Annotated in this window: 19 protein-coding genes; 12 read left to right on the forward strand and 7 right to left on the reverse strand. The window is 61.7% G+C overall.

Annotated elements, in window-relative coordinates; genetic code table 11:
- Positions 1 to 256: 256 nt before the first annotated feature.
- Entirely contained in the window at positions 257 to 2059 is a 1803-nt protein-coding gene (locus H2O77_RS08720; RefSeq protein ID WP_276315235.1) for an AMP-binding protein, read from the forward strand.
- Positions 2060 to 2200: 141 nt separating this feature from the next.
- Here the strand turns inward: H2O77_RS08720 and H2O77_RS08725 are convergent, their stop codons facing one another.
- On the reverse strand, positions 2201 to 3457 hold the full coding sequence (locus tag H2O77_RS08725; protein ID WP_054556697.1) for a dicarboxylate/amino acid:cation symporter: 1257 nt from the start codon (positions 3455 to 3457) through the stop codon (positions 2201 to 2203).
- A 189-nt stretch (positions 3458 to 3646) separates the two neighbouring features.
- Positions 3647 to 3862, reverse strand: a complete 216-nt coding sequence (locus H2O77_RS08730) for a hypothetical protein (RefSeq protein WP_215824399.1) — start codon at positions 3860 to 3862, stop codon at positions 3647 to 3649.
- Between the two features lie 228 nt (positions 3863 to 4090).
- On the opposite strand from H2O77_RS08730, the gene H2O77_RS08735 reads away from it, so the two are divergent.
- The 5 genes from H2O77_RS08735 to H2O77_RS08755 all read left to right on the forward strand — a co-directional run bounded on the left by H2O77_RS08735 (position 4091) and on the right by H2O77_RS08755 (position 10922).
- Positions 4091 to 5401 (forward strand): thiamine pyrophosphate-dependent dehydrogenase E1 component subunit alpha, encoded by a 1311-nt coding sequence (locus tag H2O77_RS08735; RefSeq protein ID WP_215824539.1) that lies wholly within the window; start codon positions 4091 to 4093, stop codon positions 5399 to 5401.
- 134 nt (positions 5402 to 5535) lie between these two features.
- Positions 5536 to 6504: an alpha-ketoacid dehydrogenase subunit beta gene (locus tag H2O77_RS08740; RefSeq protein WP_043333588.1), complete on the forward strand. Its 969-nt coding sequence runs from the start codon at positions 5536 to 5538 to the stop codon at positions 6502 to 6504.
- A gap of 21 nt (positions 6505 to 6525) precedes the next feature.
- Positions 6526 to 8343, forward strand: coding sequence for a dihydrolipoyllysine-residue acetyltransferase (locus H2O77_RS08745; RefSeq protein WP_215824400.1), 1818 nt, complete (start codon positions 6526 to 6528; stop codon positions 8341 to 8343).
- Positions 8344 to 8385: 42 nt separating this feature from the next.
- Complete coding sequence (locus tag H2O77_RS08750; RefSeq protein WP_215824401.1) at positions 8386 to 10275, forward strand: protein kinase; 1890 nt, start codon at positions 8386 to 8388, stop codon at positions 10273 to 10275.
- Between the two features lie 158 nt (positions 10276 to 10433).
- Positions 10434 to 10922: a hypothetical protein gene (locus H2O77_RS08755; RefSeq protein ID WP_215824402.1), complete on the forward strand. Its 489-nt coding sequence runs from the start codon at positions 10434 to 10436 to the stop codon at positions 10920 to 10922.
- 137 nt (positions 10923 to 11059) lie between these two features.
- Here the strand turns inward: H2O77_RS08755 and H2O77_RS08760 are convergent, their stop codons facing one another.
- Positions 11060 to 12469, reverse strand: a complete 1410-nt coding sequence (locus tag H2O77_RS08760) for an aspartate ammonia-lyase (protein WP_235507031.1) — start codon at positions 12467 to 12469, stop codon at positions 11060 to 11062.
- A 321-nt stretch (positions 12470 to 12790) separates the two neighbouring features.
- Here H2O77_RS08760 and H2O77_RS08765 point away from each other — a divergent pair, with 321 nt between their 5' ends.
- Positions 12791 to 13723: a LysR substrate-binding domain-containing protein gene (locus H2O77_RS08765; RefSeq protein WP_054556694.1), complete on the forward strand. Its 933-nt coding sequence runs from the start codon at positions 12791 to 12793 to the stop codon at positions 13721 to 13723.
- 149 nt (positions 13724 to 13872) lie between these two features.
- On the opposite strand, the gene H2O77_RS08770 is transcribed toward H2O77_RS08765, so the two are convergent.
- From H2O77_RS08770 to H2O77_RS08780, 3 genes are all read right to left on the reverse strand, one after another.
- Positions 13873 to 15027 carry a bifunctional nicotinamide-nucleotide adenylyltransferase/Nudix hydroxylase gene (locus tag H2O77_RS08770; RefSeq protein ID WP_107334817.1) on the reverse strand — a complete coding sequence of 385 codons (1155 nt, stop codon included), beginning with the start codon at positions 15025 to 15027 and terminating at the stop codon, positions 13873 to 13875.
- A 420-nt stretch (positions 15028 to 15447) separates the two neighbouring features.
- Positions 15448 to 16401 (reverse strand): nucleoside hydrolase, encoded by a 954-nt coding sequence (locus H2O77_RS08775; RefSeq protein WP_215824404.1) that lies wholly within the window; start codon positions 16399 to 16401, stop codon positions 15448 to 15450.
- 151 nt (positions 16402 to 16552) lie between these two features.
- Positions 16553 to 17473 carry a ribokinase gene (locus H2O77_RS08780; protein WP_054556692.1) on the reverse strand — a complete coding sequence of 307 codons (921 nt, stop codon included), beginning with the start codon at positions 17471 to 17473 and terminating at the stop codon, positions 16553 to 16555.
- Between the two features lie 170 nt (positions 17474 to 17643).
- On the opposite strand from H2O77_RS08780, the gene H2O77_RS08785 reads away from it, so the two are divergent.
- Positions 17644 to 19560, forward strand: coding sequence for a hypothetical protein (locus H2O77_RS08785; RefSeq protein WP_215824405.1), 1917 nt, complete (start codon positions 17644 to 17646; stop codon positions 19558 to 19560).
- Between the two features lie 138 nt (positions 19561 to 19698).
- Here H2O77_RS08785 and H2O77_RS08790 read toward each other — a convergent pair whose 3' ends face one another.
- Positions 19699 to 20751 (reverse strand): D-2-hydroxyacid dehydrogenase, encoded by a 1053-nt coding sequence (locus H2O77_RS08790; RefSeq protein ID WP_215824406.1) that lies wholly within the window; start codon positions 20749 to 20751, stop codon positions 19699 to 19701.
- 319 nt (positions 20752 to 21070) lie between these two features.
- On the opposite strand from H2O77_RS08790, the gene H2O77_RS08795 reads away from it, so the two are divergent.
- From H2O77_RS08795 to ruvA, 4 genes are all read left to right on the forward strand, one after another.
- A complete protein-coding gene (locus H2O77_RS08795; protein ID WP_043333602.1) occupies positions 21071 to 21295 on the forward strand; it encodes a zinc ribbon domain-containing protein in 225 nt (74 codons plus the stop codon).
- Between the two features lie 147 nt (positions 21296 to 21442).
- A complete protein-coding gene (aspS, locus tag H2O77_RS08800) occupies positions 21443 to 23230 on the forward strand; it encodes an aspartate--tRNA ligase (protein ID WP_043333603.1) in 1788 nt (595 codons plus the stop codon).
- Between the two features lie 280 nt (positions 23231 to 23510).
- Complete coding sequence (ruvC, locus tag H2O77_RS08805; protein WP_043333606.1) at positions 23511 to 24089, forward strand: crossover junction endodeoxyribonuclease RuvC; 579 nt, start codon at positions 23511 to 23513, stop codon at positions 24087 to 24089.
- A 312-nt stretch (positions 24090 to 24401) separates the two neighbouring features.
- Positions 24402 to 25016 carry a Holliday junction branch migration protein RuvA gene (gene ruvA / locus H2O77_RS08810; protein WP_215824407.1) on the forward strand — a complete coding sequence of 205 codons (615 nt, stop codon included), beginning with the start codon at positions 24402 to 24404 and terminating at the stop codon, positions 25014 to 25016.
- Positions 25017 to 25144 lie beyond the last annotated feature (128 nt).

A 25144-nucleotide genomic window follows, 5' to 3' on the forward strand; every position in this document is an offset into this window, starting at 1 on the left:
ATGCTGACAGGTCCATCGATTTCGCCAACGGCGCGCAGCATCGGTTTGCGGCTATGCTGTCGACAGTGAAGGGCCCACAGGCTGATACCCACCCGACGGAGTCCCGACAGCGCCTCACCACGCATCTCACCACGATGTCTTACGACCTGGTCTCACGACGACGTCTTGCAACGAGGTCTTACAACGACGTCTACAACAACAAGGTAGCGGGGGCAATGATGCCGAGCGCCCCACGTACTGATCAAGGAGCAACGCCATGCATGATCCCCTAGCGGCTCGACCCGATGAGTCAGGCAAGTCCACTACCGATACCACTGCCGATTCCACTACAGAACCTTCCCACGTGGCAGATGCCTCGCCCGACGCTTCGCGAGCACAGCCAACGGCAGGCGACATGAGTGGCATGTCGTGCCTGCGGTCTTCTCAGGAGGTGGATTTCAGCGGCTACGACTCCCTGATGGACATGCTGGAGAAGGCCTGCTCGGCGCATGGCGAGCGTCCTGCCTTTACCTGCATGGACCGCACCATGACGTTTGCGGAGCTGGATGCCACCAGTCGTCAGCTGGCGGATTGGTTCCAGCATGAAACTGACCTCAAGCTGGGCGATCGGGTCGCCATCCAGCTGCCCAATACGCTGATGTTTCCGGTGGTGGCCTTCGCCGTGCTGCGTGCAGGCCTGGTGCTGGTGAATACCAATCCGTTGTATACCGAACGTGAGATGGAGCATCAGTTCAATGACTCCGGCGCGCGGGCGTTGGTGGTGCTGGCCAACATGGCGGACAAGGTCGAACGCGTGCGGGAGCGCACTGGTCTCGAGTACGTGCTGGTCTGTGAGCTGGGCGACATGCACCCGGCCTTCAAGCGGCTGTTGATCAACACCGTGGTCAAGCACGTCAAGAAACTGGTGCCGAGCTATCATCTGCCCGACGCCATTTCGCTGCGCACGGCCATCTCGCAGGGCAAGTCCGAGCGCTGGGAACGGCCGACACTGGCACTCGATGATGTCGCTGTGCTGCAGTACACCGGCGGCACCACCGGGGTCGCCAAGGGCGCGATGCTGACTCACCGCAACCTGCTCGCCAACATGCTGCAAGGCAAGATGGCCCTCACGCAGGGCTTGAATCCCGGCCATGAGACGCTGGTGGCGCCGCTGCCGCTCTATCACATCTACGCCTTCACCATTCATCTGGCCTGCATGCTCAGTGAAGGCAATCACACCCTGCTGATTCCCAATCCGCGCGATATCCCGGGCTTCGTCAAGACGCTGCAAAAGCACGACTTCACGATGTTCGTCGGTCTCAATACGCTGTTCGTGGCGCTGTGCAACAACCCCGGCTTCCAGGCACTGGACTTCTCGAAGCTCAAGATCACCACCTCAGGGGGCGTGGCGCTGACGCGCAAGGCGGCAGAAGAGTGGAAGCGGGTCACCGGCAGCGATATCTCCGAGGGCTACGGCATGACCGAGACCTCGCCGATCGTGTCGTTCAACCCGCTGGATGCCATTCAGCTCGGCACCATCGGTCGGCCGATGCCCTCCACCGAGGTGCGCCTATATGACGATGAAGGCGCGCTGGTCGCGATGGGGGAGCCGGGCGAGCTGTGCGTGAAGGGGCCGCAGGTGATGAAGGGCTACTGGCAGCGTGAGCAGGCGACCAAGGACAGCTTCACTGCCGATGGCTTCCTGCGCACCGGTGATATCGCGGTCTTCCAGGACGATGGCTATATGCGCATCGTCGATCGCAAGAAGGACATGATCATCGTTTCCGGCTTCAACGTGTATCCCAATGAGGTCGAGGACGTCATCGTGCGTCACCCGGACGTGCTCGAGGCGGCCGCCGTCTCGGTGGTGGATGAGCGCAGTGGTGAGGCGATCAAGCTGTATGTCGTGCTCAAGGATGGCGCAGAGCTCGAGGCGGATGCGCTGCGAGACTGGTCGCGCAAGGAACTGGCCAGCTACAAGGTGCCGCGTCAGGTGGTCTTCATCGACGAGCTGCCCAAGACCAACGTCGGCAAGGTGCTCAGACGTGAGCTGCGCGACTCGCCGCCGGAATCTGCCTGACCTTGCCTTTGTGCTCTCCCCGTTGGTGACAGCCTGAAATACGGAGCCTAAACACAGCCCTTGAAACACGAACGCCCCGCTCAATGAGCGGGGCGTTCGTGTTTCAAGGCAAGGCGCTGGCGAGAATGCCTGCGCCTGGCGTCAGGCGTCTTTCTTGGGCTGGGTCGCGTTGTAGACCTCGAGGTCCAGCTCGTTCTCGGACTTGCCGACCAGGGTGGTGACCATCAGGTCGCCCGCGACATTCACGGTGGTACGCGCCATGTCGAGGATACGGTCGATACCGGCGATCACCGCGATGGCTTCCAGCGGCAGGCCTACCTGGCTCAGCACGATGGAGAGCATGATCAGGCCGGCGCCCGGCACACCGGCGGTGCCGATGGAGGCCAGGGTACCGGTCAGCACGATCATGCCGTAGTCCATCATCGACAGCTCGATGCCGGTCATCTGGGCGATGAACAGTGCCACCACGCCCTGATAGATGGCGGTGCCATCCATGTTGATGGTCGCGCCGACCGGCAGCACGAAGCCGGAGACACCTTCCGAGACGCCGAGGTTCTTCTGGGCGCAGCGAATGGAGATCGGCAGGGTGCCGGAGCTTGAAGCCGAGGAGAAGGCCACGACCAGTGCATCGACGATACCGCGCAGATAGCGCACCGGGTTCAGCTTGCCCAGCGTCGCCAGCAGGCCGGAGTAGACCACCAGCACGTGCACGATGCTCGCCAGATAGGCCACGCCGATCACCTTGGCCAGCGGCAGCAGCACATCCAGGCCGTAGTTGCCGGAGACATGCGCCATCAGACCGAAGACACCGAACGGCGCGAAGGCCATCACGAACTCGGTCAGCTTGTACATCACTTCGGCGAAGCTATCGAAGACGCGCACGACCGGCTCGCCCTTGTCGCCGATCATGATCAGCGAGATGCCGATCCCGATGGCGAAGACGATGATCTGCATGATGTTGCCGTTGGCCAGCGCATCGATCGGGTTGCTCGGCACCAGGTCGACCAGAATCTGCACCAGTGAGGGCGCATCCTTGGTTTCCATCGCCTTGTCGAAGTTGAACTCGAAGCCGGCACCTGGCTGGAAGATGCTGGAGGCCAGCATGCCGATGGCGATCGCGAAGGCGGTCGTCAGCAGGTAGAGGGCGATGGTCTTGCCGCCTATGCGGCCCATCTTCTGCGGGTCACGCATCGAGGTGATACCGACCACCAGGGTGCTGAAGACCAGCGGCACGATCAGCATCTTGATCGCATTGATGAAGATATCGCCCAGCGGCTTGAACATGCTGGCGCTTTCTCCCATCAGGGCACCAGCGAGTACCCCCAGGGCGAGGCCGCCCAGGATCTTCTGCCACAACGGCAAACGGCGCCACAGGTTAGGGCGGGAGGAATCACTCATGGAACTGTCCTTAGGTGTCTAGCGATGATCATCGCTGATGATGCTCAGGGCGCGCCCGAGTCTGTCGTCTCGATGCCTTGTCACGATTGCGCACTGCATTAAGCACTTTTTTGGTGCGGGAAGATTAACAGTCAGCCTTCACTCACCCTCTGCACCTTTAGTCGCAAAAAAGCGTTCTTACAGGCGAATTCAGCTTTCCATGCCGAACGCGCATGAGCCCATGCCGCAAAAGGTTCCACCAAAGAAGTAGTTGTCAGGCAGGCATATCGTCTGTCTTTGCGTTACCTTGACGTTAACGTTAACTGTTGGGCCGCCAGAGCGACTTTCCACTAGTCTGATGGTAGGCACTGTTGTCATCGTCGAATCGATAGCTTCCGGTTCGGCAGCTTGCGGTTCGACATTCATGAAGGTACGCCATTGCCTGCCCGGCCTCACGAGGGCTGGGTAATCCCTCAAACGCCTGATCGGTAAGAGAGGACGCTGAGCATGTCCGATACAACAACACGCGGACCCGTATCCCCGGGGACCGCGCCGCCCGATGGCTCACAGCCAGAGCTCAATGACTTGACCGCCATGCCGACGGCAGACCAGATCGCGCCGCAGGGGCCGACGGTGCTGCATCACCTGGCCTTCATGACCGGCGATGAACTCTGCATCCCGATCTTCAAGCGCCTGCGTCAGGACGGCACCCTTTATCCCGTCGATGTGCCACAGGGGCAGAGTGACGATACCCGGGGAGGCCAGTCGCAGGACAGTTCACCTATCGACCGCGACACGGCGCTCAAGATCTACCGGACGATGCTGTTCACCCGGGTGCTGGATGAGCGCATGCTGGCCGCCCAGCGCCAGGGGCGCTTGAGCTTCTACATGCAATGCACCGGCGAGGAAGCCACGGTGATCGGCAGTGCGGCGGCGCTTCAAGACGATGACATGATCATGGCGCAATACCGTGAGCAGGGGGCGCTGGCCTGGCGCGGCTTCAGCTGCGACGAATTCATGAACCAGATGTTCGGCAACGAGCGCGACTACGGCAAGGGCCGTCAGATGCCGATCCACTATGGGTCGCGTGACCTGCACTACATGACCATCTCCTCGCCGCTGGCGACCCAGATTCCCCAGGCGACCGGCTATGCCTACGGCCAGAAGCTGGCGGGCAAGGGGCAGTGCACCATCACCATCTTCGGTGAAGGGGCCGCCTCCGAGGGCGATTTCCATGCCGCCCTCAACATGGCCTCCGTGCATCGGGTGCCGTGCATCTTCCTGTGTCGCAACAATGGCTATGCCATTTCCACCCCGTCATGCGAGCAATTCGCTGCCGATGGCATCGCGCCACGCGCCTTCGGCTATCACATGCAGAGCATCCGGGTGGATGGCAATGACGTGATCGCCGTCTACGAAGCCACCCTGGCGGCGCGCAAGATCGCGGTCGAGACGAATCAGCCGGTATTGATCGAGGCGATGACCTATCGTCTGGCAGCGCACTCCTCCTCGGATGACCCCTCCGGGTATCGCAGCAAGAAGGAGGAGGCCATCTGGCGTGACAAGGACCCCATCCTGCGCATGCGCAACTGGCTGGAAGCGCAAGGCTGGTGGAGCGAGGAGGAGGAAAAGGCCACTGGCGATCAACTGCGTCGCGAAGTGCTTGAGTCCATGAAGCGTGCCGAGAAACTGGCGCCACCGGCGCTGGACACGCTGATCAGCGATGTCTACGACACGCCGACGCCGTTGCTCACGCAGCAGCTCGAAGACGTGAAACAGCATATTCGCAAGTATCCGCATGCCTATCCCAAGGGCGCCGCCAGCATGGGGTTCACTGCGCAGGAGCTGGAAGACAGTCGCAAGGCGTATCAGGCACGTCAGCAGCGCATGCAGAGCCATCAGCCTGTTGAGAACCATCAGCCGGTAGAGAGCCATCAGCCTGTGGATGGAGGCCAGACATCATGAGTGAGCAGATGAGTGAACAGCCGTTGGAGAAAACGCCAGTGACAGACTCAGCTGCGGCGAGTTCAGCGGCGAAAGAAGCGTCTGCGGCGACGGGCAGCAAGGATGGAGCAGCCTCGGCCTCGGGCAAGAAACAGATGAACATGCTGCAGGCGATCAACAATGCGTTGGATATCGCCATGGCCGCCAATCCCCGTGTGGTGCTGTTCGGGGAGGACGTCGGGGTATTCGGCGGCGTTTTCCGGGCCACCAGCCACCTGCAGGACAAATACGGTCGAGAGCGCTGCTTCAATACGCCACTCACCGAGCAGGGCATCATCGGGTTCGCCAACGGGCTGGCGGCGCAGGGCTCGACGCCGGTGGCCGAGATCCAGTTCGCCGACTACATCTTCCCCGCCTTTGACCAAATCGTGAACGAGGCGGCCAAGTTCCGCTATCGCTCCGGTGATCTGTTCGATGTCGGCGGCCTGACGATTCGCACGCCCTATGGTGGCGGCATCGCAGGCGGGCTCTATCACTCCCAGTCGCCCGAGGCCTATTTCGCGCATACCCCGGGCCTCAAGATCGTGATGCCACGCAATCCCCACCAGGCCAAGGGGCTCTTGCTGGCGGCGATTCGCGATCCCAATCCGGTGCTGTTCATGGAGCCCAAGCGGCTCTATCGCGCCTCGGTGGGTGAGGTGCCAGAAGCCGATTACGAACTGCCCCTGGGCGTGGCCGACGTCATTCGTGAAGGCCGCGATATCACGTTGCTCGGCTGGGGCGCTCAGATGGAGGTCATCGAGAAGGCCGCTGCGCTCGCCGAGCAGGATGGCATCGACTGCGAGATCATTGACCTGCGCAGCATTCTGCCCTGGGACATCGAGACGGTGTGTGACTCGGTGCTCAAGACGGGGCGCCTGGTAGTCAGTCATGAAGCGCCGCTGACGGGAGGTTTTGCCAGCGAGATTGCCGCCACCGTGCAGGAGCGTTGCTTTTTGTATCTCGAGGCGCCGATCCGACGCGTCACTGGCCTTGATACGCCGTTCCCGCTGGTGCTCGAGAAGGAGCATCTGCCGGACGAGCTCAAGATCTACGAGGCCATCAAGCAAAGCTTGAATTACTGATGACAGGGAGTGATGCGCGCCATGAATGATTTCATCCTGCCCGATATCGGCGAAGGCATCGTCGAGTGCGAGCTGGTCAAGTGGTTGATCAAGGAAGGCGACGTGATCGAGGAAGATCAGCCGGTGGCCGAGGTCATGACAGACAAGGCGTTGGTGGAAATCCCCGCGCCCCACGCCGGCACCGTGGTCAAGCTTTACTGTCAGGAAGGCGAGATTGCCCGAGTCCATGCGCCGCTGTTTGCGGTGGATGATGGCAGTGACAGTGATGGTGACAAGACCGGACACGGCGAGCGTGAGAATGACCACGCCGGTGATGTCATGACGGTTGCAGCGCCTGCTCGCTCGACGGCACAGACTCAGTCAGCTGCCAGCCAGGCGACCAGCAGTCAGTCGGATGTCACAACGTCAGCACCCGCGGCGGCAGCCATAAATGGTGCAGCCGCCACACCGACAGCCGCGGCCCTTGAGCGACGCTCGCGTGATTTCATCCTGCCGGATATCGGCGAAGGCATCGTCGAATGTGAGGTGGTCACCTGGCACGTCGCGGAAGGCGACACGGTGGAAGAAGACCAGACGATCGTCGATGTGATGACCGACAAGGCACTGGTCGAGATCACCGCCTCGGAGCCCGGGCGTATCGTGCGCTTCCATTACGCCCAGGGCGAAAATGCCCGAGTGCATACGCCGCTGTATGCCTACGTCCCTGATGAGGAGGCAGAGGCTGAAAGCGCCGAGAGTACTGAGAGCGACGTCACCTCGCCTGAGCGCAAGCAGGTTCAGCCAGAGCGTCTGGCGGAGCACCGCCAGGAGGGCGACGACAAGAGTGGGCAAGACGGGCGTCACGAGGAGAGCCGGCCTCGCATACCCGCGACCCCTGCCGTGCGCCGCCTATTGCGCGAACATCAGCTCGATATCCAGGTCATCGCAGGCTCGGGGCGTAACGGCCGGGTGCTGAAGGAAGATGTGCTGGCTTATCTCAAGCAATCCGAGGCTCACGAGACTGACGTGACACCTGATGACTCTCACAAGGTCGGCGCGGCCGCCGAGACCGACAAGGCAGATGCCGAAGCGTGTGCTGTGGTCAGTGACGTAGCCAGTGACGTGGCCAGTGACGAGGTGCGATCGTCACGCCTTGAGTCGAAAGCGGTACCGCTCAAGGGTGTCGCGGCGGTAATGGCTCGGCGCATGGTGCAGGCCAGCACGCAGATCCCGCATTTCCATTACGGCGATGAGCTCGATATCACCGACCTGCTGGCGTTGCGGGCCCGCCTCAAGGTACGCGCCGAGCAGCAGGGCATTCGCCTGACCCTGATGCCGTTCATCATGAAGGCCATGGCGCTGGCGGTCATCGAGGAGCCGATTCTCAATGCGCGTCTCAGTGAGGATGAGAGCGAGATTCTCTATCAGGGCGCCTGCAACATCGGCATGGCGGTGGACAGTGCCAGCGGGCTGATGGTGCCGAATGTGAAGGGCGTCGAGCGTCTGAGCATTCTCGAGATCGCGCGTGAGGTCGGGCGGCTGACCGAGGCTGCGCGCAGCGGGCGCGTTGCCCAGGCGGACCTCAAGGGCGGCACCTTGACGATCTCCAATATCGGGGCTCTGGGCGGCACCTACGCCGCGCCGATCATCAACCAGCCGGAGGTCGCCATCGTCGCGCTGGGGCGCACTCAGCGTCTACCGCGCTTCGATGGCGAGGGCAATGTCTGTGCGCGTGACATCATGACCATCACCTGGGCGGGGGATCATCGCATCATCGATGGCGGGACCATCGCGCGCTTCAGCAATCTGTGGAAGCACTATCTCGAGCACCCTGACGAAATGCTGCTGTCGCTGTCATGAGGCGCTGCTTGCTCCAGAGGCCCCAGCTAGAGAGCATCTCGCATGAGTGATGCGCGCGCCCACGAGCGTCTGCAACAGTTCTATATCCCGGAAGAGCAGTCGATCTATCTGCTCTCGCATCATGATGCCAAGAAGCTCAAGGACTGGGTGGCGCTGTGCATCGCCCAGCTCGAGGGGCTTGGCTACCGGGATATCCATCTGGTCGGCAAGGGCGCCTACGGTTTCGTGTTCGCGGGCTGGCGCCTGGGCGAAGACCGGCGCACGCGTGAAGAACATGTCTTCAAGTTCACGCGGGTGACCCTGCCCCAGGCACTGCAGGACCGCCTGGAGGAAGAGGCCTACATGCTCGACCAGGTCGCTCACCCGCTGATTCCGCGTCTGGTCAGCTATCAGCGGGTACGGCGGCAGTCGATTCTGGTCATGCAGCGCGCGCCGGGCATCAATCTCGAGGAATATTCGCTGCGTCACGGGCGCATGTCGCCGCGTCTGGTGGTCAAGATCGCCAGTCAGCTGGCCGACATTCTCAAGTCGCTGCGCGGGTCATCGACAGGGGCAGGCACGCCACCAGTCGTGCATGGTGACATCAAGCCGTCGAATCTGGTCTTCGATGTCGAGCGGGAACAGGTGGCATTGATCGACTGGGGCAGTTCGGTATTCGCTCAGCTCGATGAGCATCAGCAGTTCATCACCACCAACGTGATGCAGCTGATGTCGGATAACCTGCAACAGACCAATGCGCGTCTGGGCGATGTCTATTTCATCGGCGAGGAGCAGCTCAATGGTGCGCTGTCCTCGCCGCGCTTCGATGAGCAGGGCGTGGCCGCCACACTCTATGCGCTGGCGTCTGGCCAGTCGTGTCGCTTCGGCGTGCGCGCCATTCCGGCGGTGTCGCTGGGGTTACCCCGGGAATTCGCGCGTCTGCTCGATGGCATGCTGGCGGATGACCCGCAGCTGCGCATGCAGGCCGGCGACTACTTCCTGCGCGAGATGGGCAGGATCTCGCGGCTGGTGATGCCGGAATTGCCTCTCGAGCCGCCACAGTCTCTGCTGCCGGTATGGGTGAGGCCGGCAACGCGCGAGATCGACACGGTCGTCTATACCTCGCGCAAATCCTTCCTGCGTGAGGCCTTCGAGGCAGACGAGACCGGCGAACATGCTGGCAACGCGCTGGACGCCGTCAATGATGTCCAGCTGGATCGTTACTACAAGAACTTCATGCAAGGCATGGGCGGCACCGAAAAAGCCTTCCTGGCCGCGGTCAGTCGTCTGGGCAAATACCCTATCGTCGGCGGTCTGGCGATTCGCTGGGAGCCGCAAGGCATCTTCGTGGATACTGCGCTGCACCTGCATGACCCTGCCTTGAAGGCCGCCTTCGTCGTCGCGATCAACAACATGGTCGCTCTGGCGCGTGCCATCTATCGCCAGGGCGTGTTCAAGGCGTGTCTGTTCAATGCCCGCGATACCCTGCATCTGGAGCGGGAAGACCCGGAGGCCGCCTTCGTCTTCGCGCCGACGGCAGACGGGGAGGCCAGACCTCGCTTGAGCTATGAGGTCAGTGCGGTGCCGGAGCTCGAGGATGACTCGCGCGTGCACTCCTACTTCGAGGACGGCCCGGACCCTGAAGAACTGCTGGTGCTGCCCGAGGAGATATTGAAGGCACTGGAGTCACTCAATGCCATCCACCACACCGGCATGCTGATCTTCGAAGCCCTGCCACACCACCTCAAGATTCACAGTTATTACCGACTGCTGGACCCCTCGCGAGAGCAGGAATTCGCGCGTCTGCTGGCGGAGATTCTCGATGCCGTGCCGCTGATCTCCGGGTTGGGAATTTCCGGCTTCATGAAGATGCCCTACAAGAACACCAAGCATTTCGATCATATCGAGGCGCAACCCGAACGCTTCTATCCTCGGGACCCGCGTGCGGTGTGAAAAGGAGTTTGCCTTGGAAGGCAGTCGCATGGTGATGTCGATTTATATAACCGTGATTATCGTGATTCGTGTTAGTGTCACATCGCGTGATCATTGCTGATCTTGCTGAACTCAATAATCAGATCGATTAAAATCGATAACCTACAGGGAACGTACTCATGTCTCGACCTATCGCCCGGAAATTGCGTCAAGCCTCAGGTGGTCTGGCTGTTCTGGCGCTGCTGGCAGGATGTAGCGCGCATACGACGATCAGCAGCCCGTCAGAGACCGCGCGTATCAACTTGAAAGATGTCACCAGAGATCAGTCTACCGTTCAAGAAACGCTACCCACCACCAGCTTCGGCAATTACGAGTTTGAAGTAGTGGATGACAACAAGATGCCCATGTATGGCATTCTGCCGCTGAAGTTCAATGGTGGTTATCTGGCGCTTGATATCCTGTTCTTTGCCCCCGCCGCATTCTTCAATCTGCGTGAAGTCCACCCTTATTACGAAATCGACCATGACGAGGGTGTCGTGCGTTATCGTGATGAGAAGGGCGGAGAATGGACAACCTATACACCCACCGAGGAAGAAGCCGAGCGTGCACGCAAATACTTTGCCGCGCATCGTGATGATGTAATCTCGCAGACCAGCGCACAGCAGTAAGCGTGATGCCCGAAGTCGGTAAAGTCGTCTGATTTATTGCTTTGATACGACAGCGCCGCACCAGAGGCTTTCTGGTGCGGCGCTGTCGCATGTGACAACAGGTTGATGCGGCAAGCGAGCAGACTCTCGCTGAAGGGTCAGTCCTTCATCTGACGCGGGCGCGTCATGGCCTGCGGGGACAGCAGTGCCTCCAGGCGTGCTTCATCCAGCAGGCCTTCCTCGCGTACCAGTTCCAGCACGCTGCGACCGCTGACCAGGGCTTCCTTGGCGATGCGGGTGGCGTTGTCATAGCCGATATACGGGTTGAGCGCGGTGATCAGGCCGATGGAATTGTTGACCAGCTCGGCGCAGCGATCACGGTTGGCGGTGATGCCGATCACGCAGCGATTCTTGAGCATGGTCATGGCACGGCTCAGCTGGCGGATGGAGTCGAGCAGCTTGTAGGCGATCAGCGGCTCCATCACGTTGAGCTGCAGCTGGCCGGCTTCCGCCGCCATGGTCAGCGCGGTGTCGTTGCCGATGACATCGAAGGCGACCTGATTGACGGCTTCCGGAATCACCGGGTTGACCTTGCCCGGCATGATCGAGCTGCCCGGCTGCTGAGGCGGCAGGTTGATCTCGTTGAAGCCGGTGCGCGGGCCTGAGGACAGCAGGCGCAGGTCGTTGCAGATCTTGGATAGCTTGACCGCCAGGCGCTTGAGCATGCCGTGGAAGAGCACGAAGGCACCCATGTCGCTGGTGGCCTCGACCAGGTCCGACGCCGGGCGGAAGTCGATCCCGGAACGACGCGCCAGCGCCTCGATCGCCAGTGCGCTGTAGCGCGGGTCGGCATTGATGCCGGTGCCGATCGCGGTTCCGCCCAGATTGACCTCCTTGAGCAACTCATTGAGGTTGGCGATGCGATCGACGTCTTCGCGCAGAGTATTGGCGAAGGCGCGGAATTCCTGGCCCAGCGTCATCGGCACCGCGTCCTGCAGCTGGGTGCGGCCCATCTTGACCACGTCATCGAATTCCAGCGCCTTGCTGGCGAAGGCATTGGCCAGTTCGCTCAGCGCATCCACCAGTACCGAGTGGCTGCGCAGCAGGCCGACACGGATGGCGGTCGGGTAGGCGTCATTGGTGGATTGCGCCATGTTGACGTGATTGTTGGGGTGCAGCTGTTGGTAATCGCCTTTCTCGTAGCCGAGGAATTCCAGGCCCAGATTGGCGATCACTTCGTTGGCATTCATGTTGGTCGAGGTGCCGGCGCCGCCCTGGATCATGTCGACCACGAACTGATCGTGATGATCTCCATTCATCAGACGCGCACAGGCGTGCTGGATGGCATCGTGCTCGCGTGTCTCGAGATAGCCCAGCGCATGGTTGGCTTCGGCGGCGGCGGCCTTGACCAGCGCGAGCCCTTCGACGAGACGCGGGAAGTGCGACAACGGCACGCCGGAGAGGTGGAAGTTGTTCAGCGCGCGCTGGGTCTGCACACCGTAGTAGGCATCAGCCGGCACCGGCTCGCGCCCGAGGAGATCCTTTTCAAGTCGGAAGCCGTTGGCCAGTGCCTCACGCTCGGCATGGCTCAGGTCGGCCGGCGTGGAAGCTGCCGGGGTGGCATTGGCGGCGATGGGGGTTTCCGAGAGATGGTTCACTTGGGCGGAACTCCTGGCTGAAGTACACTGTGGCGCTTGAATGGCGGCTAGGTGGACAAGGGTAACCAGCGCAGCCCCTCGGCGGCCAATGCCATTCAACGCTGCCGTATACGTCAAACGCATAAGACGAAGGTGGTGGTGCGCCGCGACGCACCATTCTCCATGACAAGACCCTGCATGACCGGCCAGGCAAGCCTCGCTTGGGCATGTTCGACATTTTTGGGAGTTCGGGTGAACCTGGAAACTAAGTGGTTGGAAGATTTCGTTGCGCTGTCCAATACCCGCAGCTTCTCCACCTCGGCTCGCCTGCGACACGTTACCCAGCCTGCGTTCAGTCGCCGCATTCGTGCGCTTGAACAGGCCGTGGGCACTACGCTGGTCGACCGCTCGACGACCCCGGTCAGTCTGACGCCGGAGGGCCAGCTGTTCCTGGTCACCGCGCGCAACCTGACAGAGCAGCTGTCAGAGTGTCTCGCCCACCTGCGCGGGCTGGGCATGGCCAACGAGACTTTGGATATCGCGGCCGCGCATTCGCTGGCGCTGGCCTTCTTCCCCAAGTGGATCTCGCGTCTCCAGCAGGGCCTGGGGGAGTTGCCGACACGCCTGTCCGCGATGAATGTCGGCGACGCCATTCACTCGCTGCGCGAAGGCAACTGCGACTTGATGCTCGCCTATTATGACCCTTACGCCAGCATGCAGCTGGACGCCGAGGCCTTCCCGTCCTTCTCGGTCGCCAAGGTCAACATGCTGCCGGTGTGCGTGCCGTTGGAGAATGGCGAGCCCCGCTTCCCGCTGACCGGGCAGAGCGAGACCAGCCAGGATGCGATTCCCCTGCTGTCCTACACCCAGGGCGCATTTCTGGGTCGCAGCGTGAAGATGCTTTTGAAGAATGATCCGCTGCGCCTGCGCCTGCGCACCGTCTATGAAATGGCGATGGCCGAGGGCCTCAAGGGCATGGCCTTGCAGGGCGTCGGCATGGCGTGGATTCCGGATTTCTGCATTCGCGATGAGCTGGAAAGCGGCAAGCTGGTGCGCGCGGGCAACGAGGCGTGGGATATCCCGCTGGAGATTCGTCTCTATCGTTGCTCACTGGTCCACAAGCCCGGCATCGACAAGCTATGGAAACAGCTGATGAACCTGCCTCGCGACTTTCTTGAAGCCTGAGCCTGAGTGTTACAGGCAAAGTCAAAGGCGAAGAAAAAGACAAAAGAAAGCCAGGTGTCTTCAGACGAAAACGGCAGCCCCGCGGGGCTGCCGTTTTCGTTGTGCTGATGCAGGGAAGTGCGCGCGCCTGCATAGGCCGTTCCGGGAAGTCAGAAACTACTTTGGCCTGCATGCAGGCCGAGGAAATTCTGAATGATGAAGAAGTGGTCCTCGAAGAGGGTGTCGGGCTCCAGATCCGCCAGCGCGACCCAGCGTGCCTGCTCCTCGTTCTCGCCGCCGCCGCTTCTGAGCTTGGGGAGCTGCTGCTCCGGTCGCAGGGCGAAGTAGAAGGCCTCTGCCAGGGTGCGTCCGCGCCAGCTGCGATGTGGTGCGTCAAACAGACGCTGACCGCGCAGAGAGCCACGCAGAACAGGTTCCGGCACCTTGAGGCGCACACGCTCCTTGAGCTCACGCAGACAGGCATCCAGCAGGCGCTCCTGGGGTTGCACGAAGCCGCCAGGCAGGGCGTAAAGCCCCTTGCCCGGCGCCGCGCGCCGCGTGGTGAGCAGCACATGGCCGGACTGCACCACCACGGCGTTGACCGTGATGAACAGTGGCGGGTAGGGCGCATCGCTCCAGGCGGCGCGATATTGCTCCAGCAGGCGACGTTCCTCGACCAGCCCTTGCCACGCTGTCTCATCCAAGAAGCCATGCAGGTGCTGAGCCACCGGCGGTGGCAGCAGCTCCAGCCCCTCGTTGTCCAGCCAATCCTCGGCGCGGGCACGCTCGGTGAAGATGACCTCACGAATACGGCTGGCCTCCATCCCCTCGCGCAGTGGCACCGCCACTGACTCCCACTGCGGGAAGAGACTCAGGTAGTAGCTTGACTGGCTGTTGCTGTCACGACGATTGGCACCGATCAGCGCGATTCTCGGCATCCGGTTGGCCTGAGGACGCGCGATATCGCGTACCTTGCGCTGCACATCACGCACCCAGACATCGTCGTTGTAGAGGGCATCCAGCAACGGCACGATTTCGAGACGCGCATTGTCGGCATCGTCAAAGCAACTGCGGATCATGCGCGTGCGTTCAGAGAAGGTGAACGGGTTGCGCAGTGAACGTGCCTGCCAGGCAGAACCGACCAGCACGATGACCTGCCGCGCGAGGCGCAGGGCCTCTTCCATCACGGCAACATGGCCATGGTGCATGGGCTGGAAGCGACCGATGAAGACCAGGCAATCGTACTGGGTGTCGGCGATCGCGGGAGAATCCTGAGTGCGAAGCGTTGCAGCGGGTGCAGAGGGCAACGTTGTCGTCGAAGGCATGATGAGCTCCGTGGCAGGCAGGATGGGGCGGCGTATGTCGAGCTTGCCCAGTGAGATTCCGCTAGCGTATCAGATTATGTGCATGCGCCGAACGGCTCGCCATTCACTCTCGTCTGGTAAGGGGTAGTCAAAAGTTTATCCCGTTATCTTACTGAAAGAGTCTTCATAACCCAGCAACTTCTCGGTATTCGGGGCGTGGGAAGGACGTTGCGGTAAAGGAGAGACGCCAAAGAGGAAAAGAGGAGAAGGGAGGAAGGAGGAAGGAGGAAGGAGGAAGGAGGAAGGAAAGGGGAAAGGGGAAAGTGAACAAGCGCGAGTGCTCAAACCGAGACAACGCCCGTCAGCGTCATTGTTGGCGGGCGTTGTCTCGGTTTGTGGCAAGGCCGATGGCAGGCCCAGGCGGGCCTGCCGGGCGCCGGATCAGGACGCCTTGGTGGTCAGCACGTCGGTGATCCACTCGACGACCTTGTCGCCCTGGGCATTGACGCAGACGTCGACCAGCGGCGTCTGGGACCACTGGTTGCCGAGGAATTCGCGACCCTCAGGGGCGAACAGCGTCTGACCTTCGGCCAGGCCTTCGACTTCGACATTCAGGTGGCCGCGCTCGGTGGTAAACAGCTCCGGCTTCATCAGCCAGGCGAGGGCGCAGCTGTCGTGCGGGCAGCAACCATCGATGCCGCGCGCTTCCTGATAGAAGGCCTTGTAGAACTGGTAGCTGCCGGACAGCACTTCGCCGAGTGCGCCTTGCGCGACACGGATGCGCTCGACATGGGCCGGAGACAGCACGCAGCGGTGCGTCGCATCGAGACCGACCATGGTCAGCGGCCACCCGGCGGTCAGCACCTTGGCGGCGGCATGCGGGTCATTGAAGATGTTGGCCTCGGCAACCGGTGAGACGTTGCCGCCTTCACGGATGGAACCGCCCATGATGACGACCTGTTTGACCTTGCTGATGATGCTCGGGTCCAGCTGCAGTGCGGTGGCCAGATTGCCCAGCGGGCCGACGGCGACGAGGGTGATCTCGCCAGGACGCGCATTGACCTGCTCGACGATGAACTGCGGTGCGCTGATGGACAGCGCCTTGCCCTTGGGCTCCGGGATCTCCATGTTGCCCAGGCCATTGGCACCGTGGATGTGCGCCGGCGCCGGGAACTTGTCCTTGACCAGCGGCTGGGCAGCGCCCTGGGCGACCGGTATCTCCTGCCCCGCCAGTTCGCCCAGCAGCAGGGCGTTGGAGGTGGCCGTCTCGATGGTGACGTTGCCGAAGGTGGTGGTCATGCCGAGGAATTCGATGTCCGGATGCGCCAGACAGATGGCAATCGCCTGGGCATCATCCACGCCCGGATCGGTATCAAAGATAATCGGTGTTTTCATGCTGACCTCGTGAAAGAAGTGACCTGCAATAGAGGGCGTTACGCCAACAGGGCGCCCATGAGGTGACACGGGCACGGCACGGGACACGTGGTGGTGTCCCGTGCAGGTAGCTCAGTTGTTCAGTTGCTGAAAGGCTCAGTTGCCCAGAAAGTCAGTTGCTCAGGACGTCGAGCGTCGGCCATTCGGCCAGGGCAGCGGCGACATCACTGGCCAGCGGAATGCTCGGCGCTGCGCCTTCGCGGCTCACGCACAGGGCTGAGGCGGTGCTGGCACGACGCAGGCTTTCCTCGATGCTCTGGCCTTCGATCTGGCTTGCCAGGTAATAGCCGATGAAGGTGTCGCCTGCCGCGGTGGTGTCCACGGCATTGACGCGGTGCGCCGGCAGTTGGATGCGCTGTTCCCCCAGCTGGTAGCAGACGCCTTCACTGCCCAGGGTCATCACCACTTCGGTGTCAGGCAGGCGAGTGTGCAGTGCGGCGAGCAGGGTGGCGACAGGCGCGCTTTCTTCCAGCTCGACCAGCTGTGCCGCTTCACCGCGATTGAGGAACAGCACCTGGCAGTGTTCCAGCGGCAGGCGCAGGACATCAGCGCCCATCGGGGCGGGGTTGAAGGCGATCTTCATGCCCTTGGCATGTGCCAGCTCGATGACCTTGCCCAGTGCGTTGCACTCATTTTGCAGCAGCAGCCAATCTCCCTGCGTCACGCCGGAGAACAGCGTCGCGAGATGCTCATCGGTGAAACCGTGGTTGGCACCCGGATGCAGAATGATGCTGTTCTCGGCGTGGTCGTCCACCTGGATGATGGCGTGGCCACTGGCGCTGGCGCTCAGCTCGACCTGCGAGGTGATGACACCGGCGCTTTCCAGCGGCTCAAGTGCCCAGCGATCACTGTTGCCAAGGCGGCCCCAGTGCGTGACGTCGCCTCCGGCGCGCGCAAGCGCGAGCGACTGGTTGGCACCCTTGCCACCCAGTACCTGACGGTAGGAGAGACTCGCCAGGGTTTCACCCGGTCGTACCAGGTGAGGTACCCGATAGACGTGATCGATATTGATAGAACCGTAGTTGTAAAGCATGCAGCCTCCTTGGGGTCGAGCATCCTAGCAAAGCCTTGGCCGCCTGTCCCCAGTCGTATCACCAAGGTCTGACCTTCAGGTCATGTTTAAGCGTTGAAGCTATTAGCCTCTTGGAACGCAAGAGAAAGTGCATACTTCCTGTCATCTCGCTGGATTCAGGATAGTCGCCCATGTCGGAGTCGAAGCAACCCGCCGTCACGATCAAGAAGTGGGTCTGGCGAGCGCTCTTCACCAGTACCATGATTCCGTTGCTGTTGGTCGAGACCGCCCTGGTGGCGGTGTATTTCGTGTCCAATGACGAGATTCGTGATGCCAACCTCAATTACCTGCAATCCCAGTCGAGCAGCGAGCTCAATCTGGCGATGCTGCGGGAGGCCAAGTCACTCAGCCAGCAACTGGAGCATGTCCAGAACCTGTCGCGCGGGCTCGGTGCCCAGGCAGGCGAACTGGCCATGGGCGACACCGGTACCGGGGTAGCGGCGCGCGAGGTTGCCCGTCACGCAAGCCTGCCCAGCGGTGTCTGGGCCAGTCAGCAGACGGCGGACAATCAGGGCAGCGGCTTCTATCCCGCCTTGCCAGGCCTCGAGCAGGACATCCCCATGGCGCTGCGCATGACGGCGGTCGACCCGATCATGCGCAGTGTCGTGTCCTCGCACTCGGCCGTGGTGCAGTCCTTCGTCACGATGGCCGACTGCTATGTCCGTCTCTTCCCCTATGTCGATCTGGCCTCGCTGGTGCCAGCCGACCACGATTGTCGTGACTTCTCCTTCTTCTATCTGGCCGCGCCAGAGGCAAATCCCTCGCGAAACACCATCTGGACCGACATCTACGAAGACCCGGCCGGCAATGGCTGGATGACGTCGGCCGTCAGTCCTTTCTATTCCGAGCAAGGCGAATTTCTCGGCGTCGCCGGCGTCGACATGACCCTGGACGTGATCGTCAATCAGGTGCTGGCGATGGAGCTGCCCTGGCAAGGCTTCGCGATGCTGTTTGATGCCGAGGGACGCTCACTCGCCGTCCCGCGCGCCGGTGAGCAGTTGTTGTCGCTGCTGCCGCTGGAGATCCCCGATGCCAATGACCTCCAGGAAGAGGATGTCATTCGGCCCGCCCAGCTGGAGCTGAAAGGTCATGATGTCTTCAAGAGACTCGCGCCCCGTATCCTCGAGCAGCGGCGTGGCCTGGAGAGTGTCAATGTGGCGGGGGCACCCTACAAGGTGGCGTGGGAGCGCTTGCCGGGCAATGGCTGGATCATGTTGAGCATGGTCGAGGAAAGCGCCGTCTTCTTTCGTACCGCCGAGATCGGGCGCAACTTCCAGCTGGTCGGTATGGCGCTGGTCGGTGGCCTGATCCTGTTCTATTTCACCTTCTTCATTCTCATGAGCTGGCGCACGCACCACATCAGCCGTCGCCTCTCGGTGCCGCTTGCCGAGCTGCGTGAGCGTCTGCATCGCATCGGCATGGGCGCGGAAGTCGAGTCCGCGGGTGGCAGTGGCATCGTCGAGCTGGATGATGCCAACGCCACCGCCGAAGAGATGTACCAGCGGCTGCGCCAGACCCATAAGGAATTGCAGTCCAGCGAGCGTCGCTTGCTGGATTCCCTCGAAGCCAGTGGCGATAGCCTGTGGGAAATGGACATTCCTGAGCGCATCGTCCAGATCCACCCCAATCTCTGGAAGATGCTCGGCGCTTCGGGCCACGAGCCGTTGGCGATGCGCGAAATGGACTTCGATCGCTTGATACACCCGGAGGATCTCGAGCAGGTACATGCGCTCAGACACAAGATCATCACCACCTACGGCGAAAGCTGTGAGTGCCAGTACCGGATGCGTGCGCCGCAGGAAGAGGACCTGCAGCAGATCGAGGCGATGGGAATGAACGAGGCAGGGATGGCGGATGCCACAGGCAAGGCTGGCGACAAGTCCGTGCAACAGCGGGGCCTGAGCGCTGACGATGACGGTGAGCATGAGGACGGCGAGCGAGCGAGCGGCACCCGATGGGTACTGTTGAGCTCACGCGGTCGTGTGGTGTCGTGGGACGCTGAAGGCAACGCCCTCAAGGCGGCGGGCATGCATATCCGCATCCGCTGACGCCAGGCCACTCATAAAAAGCCCCCGACTCGGCGCATATGCCGGTTCGGGGGCTTTTTTCGTGACGTACCGCTCACACCTGCCACTCGGCGTCAGTGGCTGTCATCGCGAGGTTGAGGCCGCGAGGCTGTGGCCGTGTCAGGCATGTTCGCTCAGGAATGTCTCGATATTGGCCAGACTGAGATCGAGCATGTTCTGGCGCGCCTCCTGGCTGATCCAGGCATTGTGCGGCGTGACGATCAGGTTCAAGGGTGCACTCGCCGAATGGTGCTGGCTTTCCAGGGCCGAGAGCAGCGAGTGGCCTTCACGTGGCGGCTCCTCCGGCAGGCTATCCACCGCCAGGCCGCCGAGTTGTCCGGTGGCCAGTGCCTCCAGCGCTGCGTCCTCGTCGATGATGCCCCCACGGGCGCAATTGACCAGCAATGCACCGGGCTTCATGGCGGCGAGCGCCTGTTCATCGATCAGATGCTGCGTCTCTGGGGTCAGCGGGCAGTGCAGGCTGATGGCGTCAGCCTGGGGCAGCAGGCTTTCCAGCGCGGGGCGCTCGGCAGTGGGAGCTGTGCCCGGTCGGGCGGCAAAGGTCACGCGCATGCCGAACGCCTCGGCCAGCCTGCCCACCGCAGTGCCGAGCTCCCCCTTGCCGATGATGACCAGATGCTTGCCGGACAGCTGCACCACGGGGCGGCCCATCAGGCAGAAGGTCGCGCTGCGTTGCCACTCGCCTGCGGCGATGTCGGTCTGGTATTCCGGCAGGCGGCCTGCCAGTGCCAGCATCAGCATCCAGGTGTGCTGCGCCACCGAGTGAGTGCCGTAGGCATTGACATTCATGACCCGAATGCCGCGTGCTTCGGCGGCCGCCATGTCGATATTGTTGGTGCCGGTCGCCATCACCGCGATCAGCTTGAGGGTCGGCAGCTCATCCATGTGGTGCGCCTCGATGCGTACCTTGTTGACCAGCACGATGGAGGCACCGCTCAGTCGTGGCACCACTTCCTCGGGCGTGGTCGCGTCATGACAGACCAATCCTTCCAGGCGGGCCTCGAGACCCGAGAAGTCCAGCCCGTCACCGACGGAGCCGGCATCGAGCATGACGGCCTGCGGGGCGCCGGTGGACGAGGCAGGCTCGCAGTGAGAGGAAGCGGGAGTGGAAGAATGAGAGGGAGACTGCGCAGTACGATCGTGATCGGACATAGGTGCCTCATGATGGCGTAGGAAGATAGATAGGAAGACAGAAAGGCTGGCCCGGAAATGACGAGTACGTAGCGTCTGGGCCGGTTTGTGCTTGGGTGTTGCCCCGCACGGGGCCGAGCACGCTATAATGTGCCCCTTTCGCTTTGACTTGAAAGCCGCTCAACTGGCCTTATTGTAGGCGTCTCTTGCTGGTGCTTGCGAAAGCTCTCATGTTGGGGTCGCAGGCGCGCTGAACGCAAGATGCGCCGCAAGGCATAACATTGTCATGGTTCACGGTGCTCAGACAGCCCCGTGACCAGTATTGTCAGGAAAGAAAACCATGCCGATCTATGAATACCACTGCAAGGCCTGTGGCCATCGGATGGACAAGTTGCAGAAGATCAGCGCTGCGCCGCTGACGGAGTGCCCGGAATGCAAGACGGACCAGCTCGAGAAGCTGGTCTCCGCCGCCGGGTTCCGTCTGGCAGGCAGTGGCTGGTACGAGACGGATTTCAAGTCCGGCAGCAAGAAGAATCTGGCCGGTGGTAGCGACAGCACCGCCTGACACAGCTGGGATAGTGCGTCAGGCATCAGCGTGATGAGGGTCAAGGGCGCCCGGCGGGTACCCTTGACCCTCATCGCCAACGGCAGGCCCTCTGAGACAGATGCGCATCAGCGCGTCGATCATGAATTTGAGCAACAAGGAATCAACATGCGCAGCCACTATTGCGGCAAACTGAACGAGACCCTGATCGATCAGGATGTCACTCTGTGCGGGTGGGTGCACCGCCGTCGCGACCACGGTGGCGTCATCTTCCTCGACATGCGCGACCGTGATGGCATCGCCCAGATCGTCGTCGATCCGGACACCGTCGATGCCTTCGCCACTGCCGACAAGGCGCGCAGCGAGTTCGTGCTGCGTATCAAGGGCCGTATCCGTCTGCGCCCGGAAGGCACCCAGAACCCGAACATGCCGACAGGCATGATCGAAGTGCTGGCCAAGGACGTCGAAGTGCTCAACACCGCACAGACGCCGCCGTTCCAGCTCGACGACCACAACAAGGTCGGTGAGGAAGTTCGCCTCAAGTATCGTTATGTCGACCTGCGTCGTCCCGACATGATCGAGAAGCTGCGTCTGCGCTCGCGCATCACTCACAGCGTGCGCGCCCAGCTCGAAGCCCTGGGCTTCCTCGACATCGAAACCCCGATCCTGACACGTGCCACGCCGGAAGGCGCACGTGACTATCTGGTGCCGAGCCGCACCTACGCCGGCAGCTTCTTCGCACTGCCGCAGTCTCCGCAGCTGTTCAAGCAGCTGCTGATGGTCGCCGGTGTCGATCGTTACTACCAGATCGCCAAATGCTTCCGTGATGAAGACCTGCGCGCTGACCGTCAGCCGGAGTTCACCCAGATCGACCTCGAAGCTAGCTTCGTCGACGAGCAGGACATCATGGGCATGACCGAGACCATGATCCGTGGCCTCTACAAGGAAGTGCTCGATGTCGAGCTGGGTGACTTCCCGACCATGCCGTATTCCGAGGCCATCAGCCGCTTCGGTTCCGACAAGCCGGACTTGCGCATCCCGCTGGAACTGGTCGATGTCGATGACCTGATGAGCGGCGTGGACTTCAAGGTCTTCTCCGGTCCGGCCAAGGACGACAAGGGCCGTGTCGCCGCACTGCGTGTGCCGGGCGGTGCCAGCCTGTCACGCAAGGAAATCGACGCCTACACCAAGTTCGTCGGCATCTACGGTGCCAAGGGCCTAGCGTGGATCAAGGTCAACGAACGTGCCAAGGGCATCGAGGGTCTGCAGTCGCCGATCGTCAAGTTCATGGAAGACGTCGTGGATGAAGTGCTGGACCGCTGTGGCGCCGTCGATGGCGACATCGTGTTCTTCGGCGCTGACAAGGCCAACATCGTGGCCGAGGCCATCGGTGCGCTGCGCGTCAAGCTGGGTGAAGACCTCAACCTCTACACCCGCGAGTGGGCACCGCTGTGGGTCGTCGACTTCCCGATGTTCGAAGCCGATGCCAACGGCCGCCTGAGCGCGCTGCACCACCCGTTCACCGCGCCTTCCTGCACGCCGGAAGAGCTCAAGGCCAACCCGGAAGCGGCACTATCTCGCGCCTACGACATGGTCATCAACGGCACTGAGCTGGGTGGCGGGTCCATCCGTATCCATGACCAGGCCATGCAGCGTACCGTGTTTGAAGTGCTGGGCATCGGTGAAGAAGAAGCGGAAGAGAAGTTCGGCTTCCTGCTCGACGCCCTGAAGTTCGGCGCGCCGCCCCATGGTGGTCTGGCCTTCGGTCTCGACCGTCTGGTGATGCTGATGACTGGCGCCAAGACCATTCGTGAAGTGATTGCCTTCCCGAAAACCCAGAGCGCCGGCTGCATGATGACCGACGCCCCGGGCGTGGTCAGCGGTGAGCAGCTCAAGGAGCTGAACATCCGTCTGCGTCAGAAGGTCAAGGTCGAGGACGAAAGCGGTCAGGCCTGATTCAGCGGCGCATGACCGAGAGAGTGACTGGTGGGGCCGTCTGGACTGATTCGATCAGACAAGGGCGGTCCCTCAATGGCAGGTTTGTCCCTTTCGCCTGGTAGGCGAGGGGGCGAGCAAGCCCGACAAGGCGGTGCGAGACTGTTTGCTGGCGTTCACGTCAGGCAATGACAGTGTCGCACCGCCTTTTTTGTGGCATGGTGGCTGGTTATATACACAGTAAGAGCGATGGCGCGATGACGACAGCGAAGGTGGAAGGTGTGAGAGAAGAGGCGGCAGCATGATCATTCTTGGCATCGACCCGGGCTCACGTCTGACCGGGTACGGGGTATTGGATGTCTCAGCGGCCCAGCCTCGCTATGTGGACAGTGGCTGCATTCGCATGTCACAGGTCAGCCTAGATCAGCGCCTGGCGCAGATCTATGCCGGTATCAGCGAGGTGATCGCCCTGCATCGCCCCGCGGAATTCGCCATCGAGCAGGTCTTCATGTCCAAGAACGCCGATTCGGCGCTCAAGCTGGGCCAGGCGCGCGGAGCTGCCATCGTGTGTGCGGCCAATCACGGCTTGCCGGTGTTCGAATATGGGCCGCGGCAGATCAAGCAGGCCGTGACCGGTACCGGTGCCGCCGAGAAGTCTCAGGTGCAGCATATGGTCACGCATACGCTCAAGCTCTCCGCCACGCCGCAGGCTGATGCCGCCGATGCGCTGGCCATTGCCCTGACGCATTGTTTCGCACGTCGACGCCTGACGCCCGGCAATGATCAGCTGGAAGCCTTGGGGCTGGGGAATACCAGTCGACGCAAGGGAACCCGCGTGCGGCGTAGCAGCAGCTGGCGAGACTTCGAGCCCGACGCCTGACATGCCGCTGAGCGACAAATGCGGTATTGTGCTCAATTAATAGCGATTTTTCAGTCACTTGTAGAATGTCTGCCGAGCCTGGCAGCAGTCGATTGCGTGATGCGCCAAGCCGCGTGGCATCAGGCTTCGTGCCATCACCCAAGGTATGACTGTCAGAAAGATGCGACAAATTCGTCGTGACACTGGGACATGCCGCCTACGCTTCATCTTTGGTAGGCTTGCCCGCATTGTAACAATCCGTGCAGAGAATCGGGTCTGCGAGCAGCACGATCCCACCGAACACGTTCTCTGCCGAGCAAGGACAGCCGCAACATGATTGGACGCCTGACCGGGACATTGCTGGAAAAACAACCGCCGCAGCTGGTGCTTGATGTACAGGGTGTCGGTTATGAACTGGAAGCTTCGATGAACACCCTGTTGGGCTTGCCGGCCGTGGGCGAACATTGTCAGCTTTACACCCACTTGGTGGTGCGCGAAGACGCGCAGTTGCTGTATGGCTTCGGCAAGGAGCCCGAGCGTCGTCTGTTCCGTGAATTGATCAAGATCTCCGGTGTCGGCCCGCGTCTGGCGCTGGCGATTCTGTCGGGAATGGAGCAGTCCGATTTCATTCGCTGTGTGCACGACGAAGACAGCCGGGCGCTGACACGACTGCCGGGCGTCGGCAAGAAGACGGCGGATCGCCTGATCATCGAGATGCGTGATCGCCTCAAGCATTGGACGCTGCCGTCGGATGATGGGCTGGATGAAATGGCGCGTGCCTCCCAGCCGCAACCGCCGGTCACCCATCCTCTGGCGGATGCCGAAGCCGCGCTGGTGTCCCTGGGCTACAAGCCTGTCGAGGCGGCCAAGATGCTCTCCGGGCTCGAGACCGGCGCCTCCACGGAAGCGCTCATCAAGGCGGCGCTGGCGCGCAAGATGGCCAGCTGAGGCCCCGCCAGGGCAGCAAACATGCGCCCTATAGTTTCCGTGAAGGAAACGGCGCATCGTGATTGGATTTATTGACTAGGGGTTGGCAGGTTACTGGGGTAGAAAGTGCGCGCTTGAACGCAGATGCG

Origin of the sequence: Cobetia sp. 4B, assembly GCF_018831605.1 — a bacterium.
GTDB lineage: Bacteria > Pseudomonadota > Gammaproteobacteria > Pseudomonadales > Halomonadaceae > Cobetia > Cobetia amphilecti.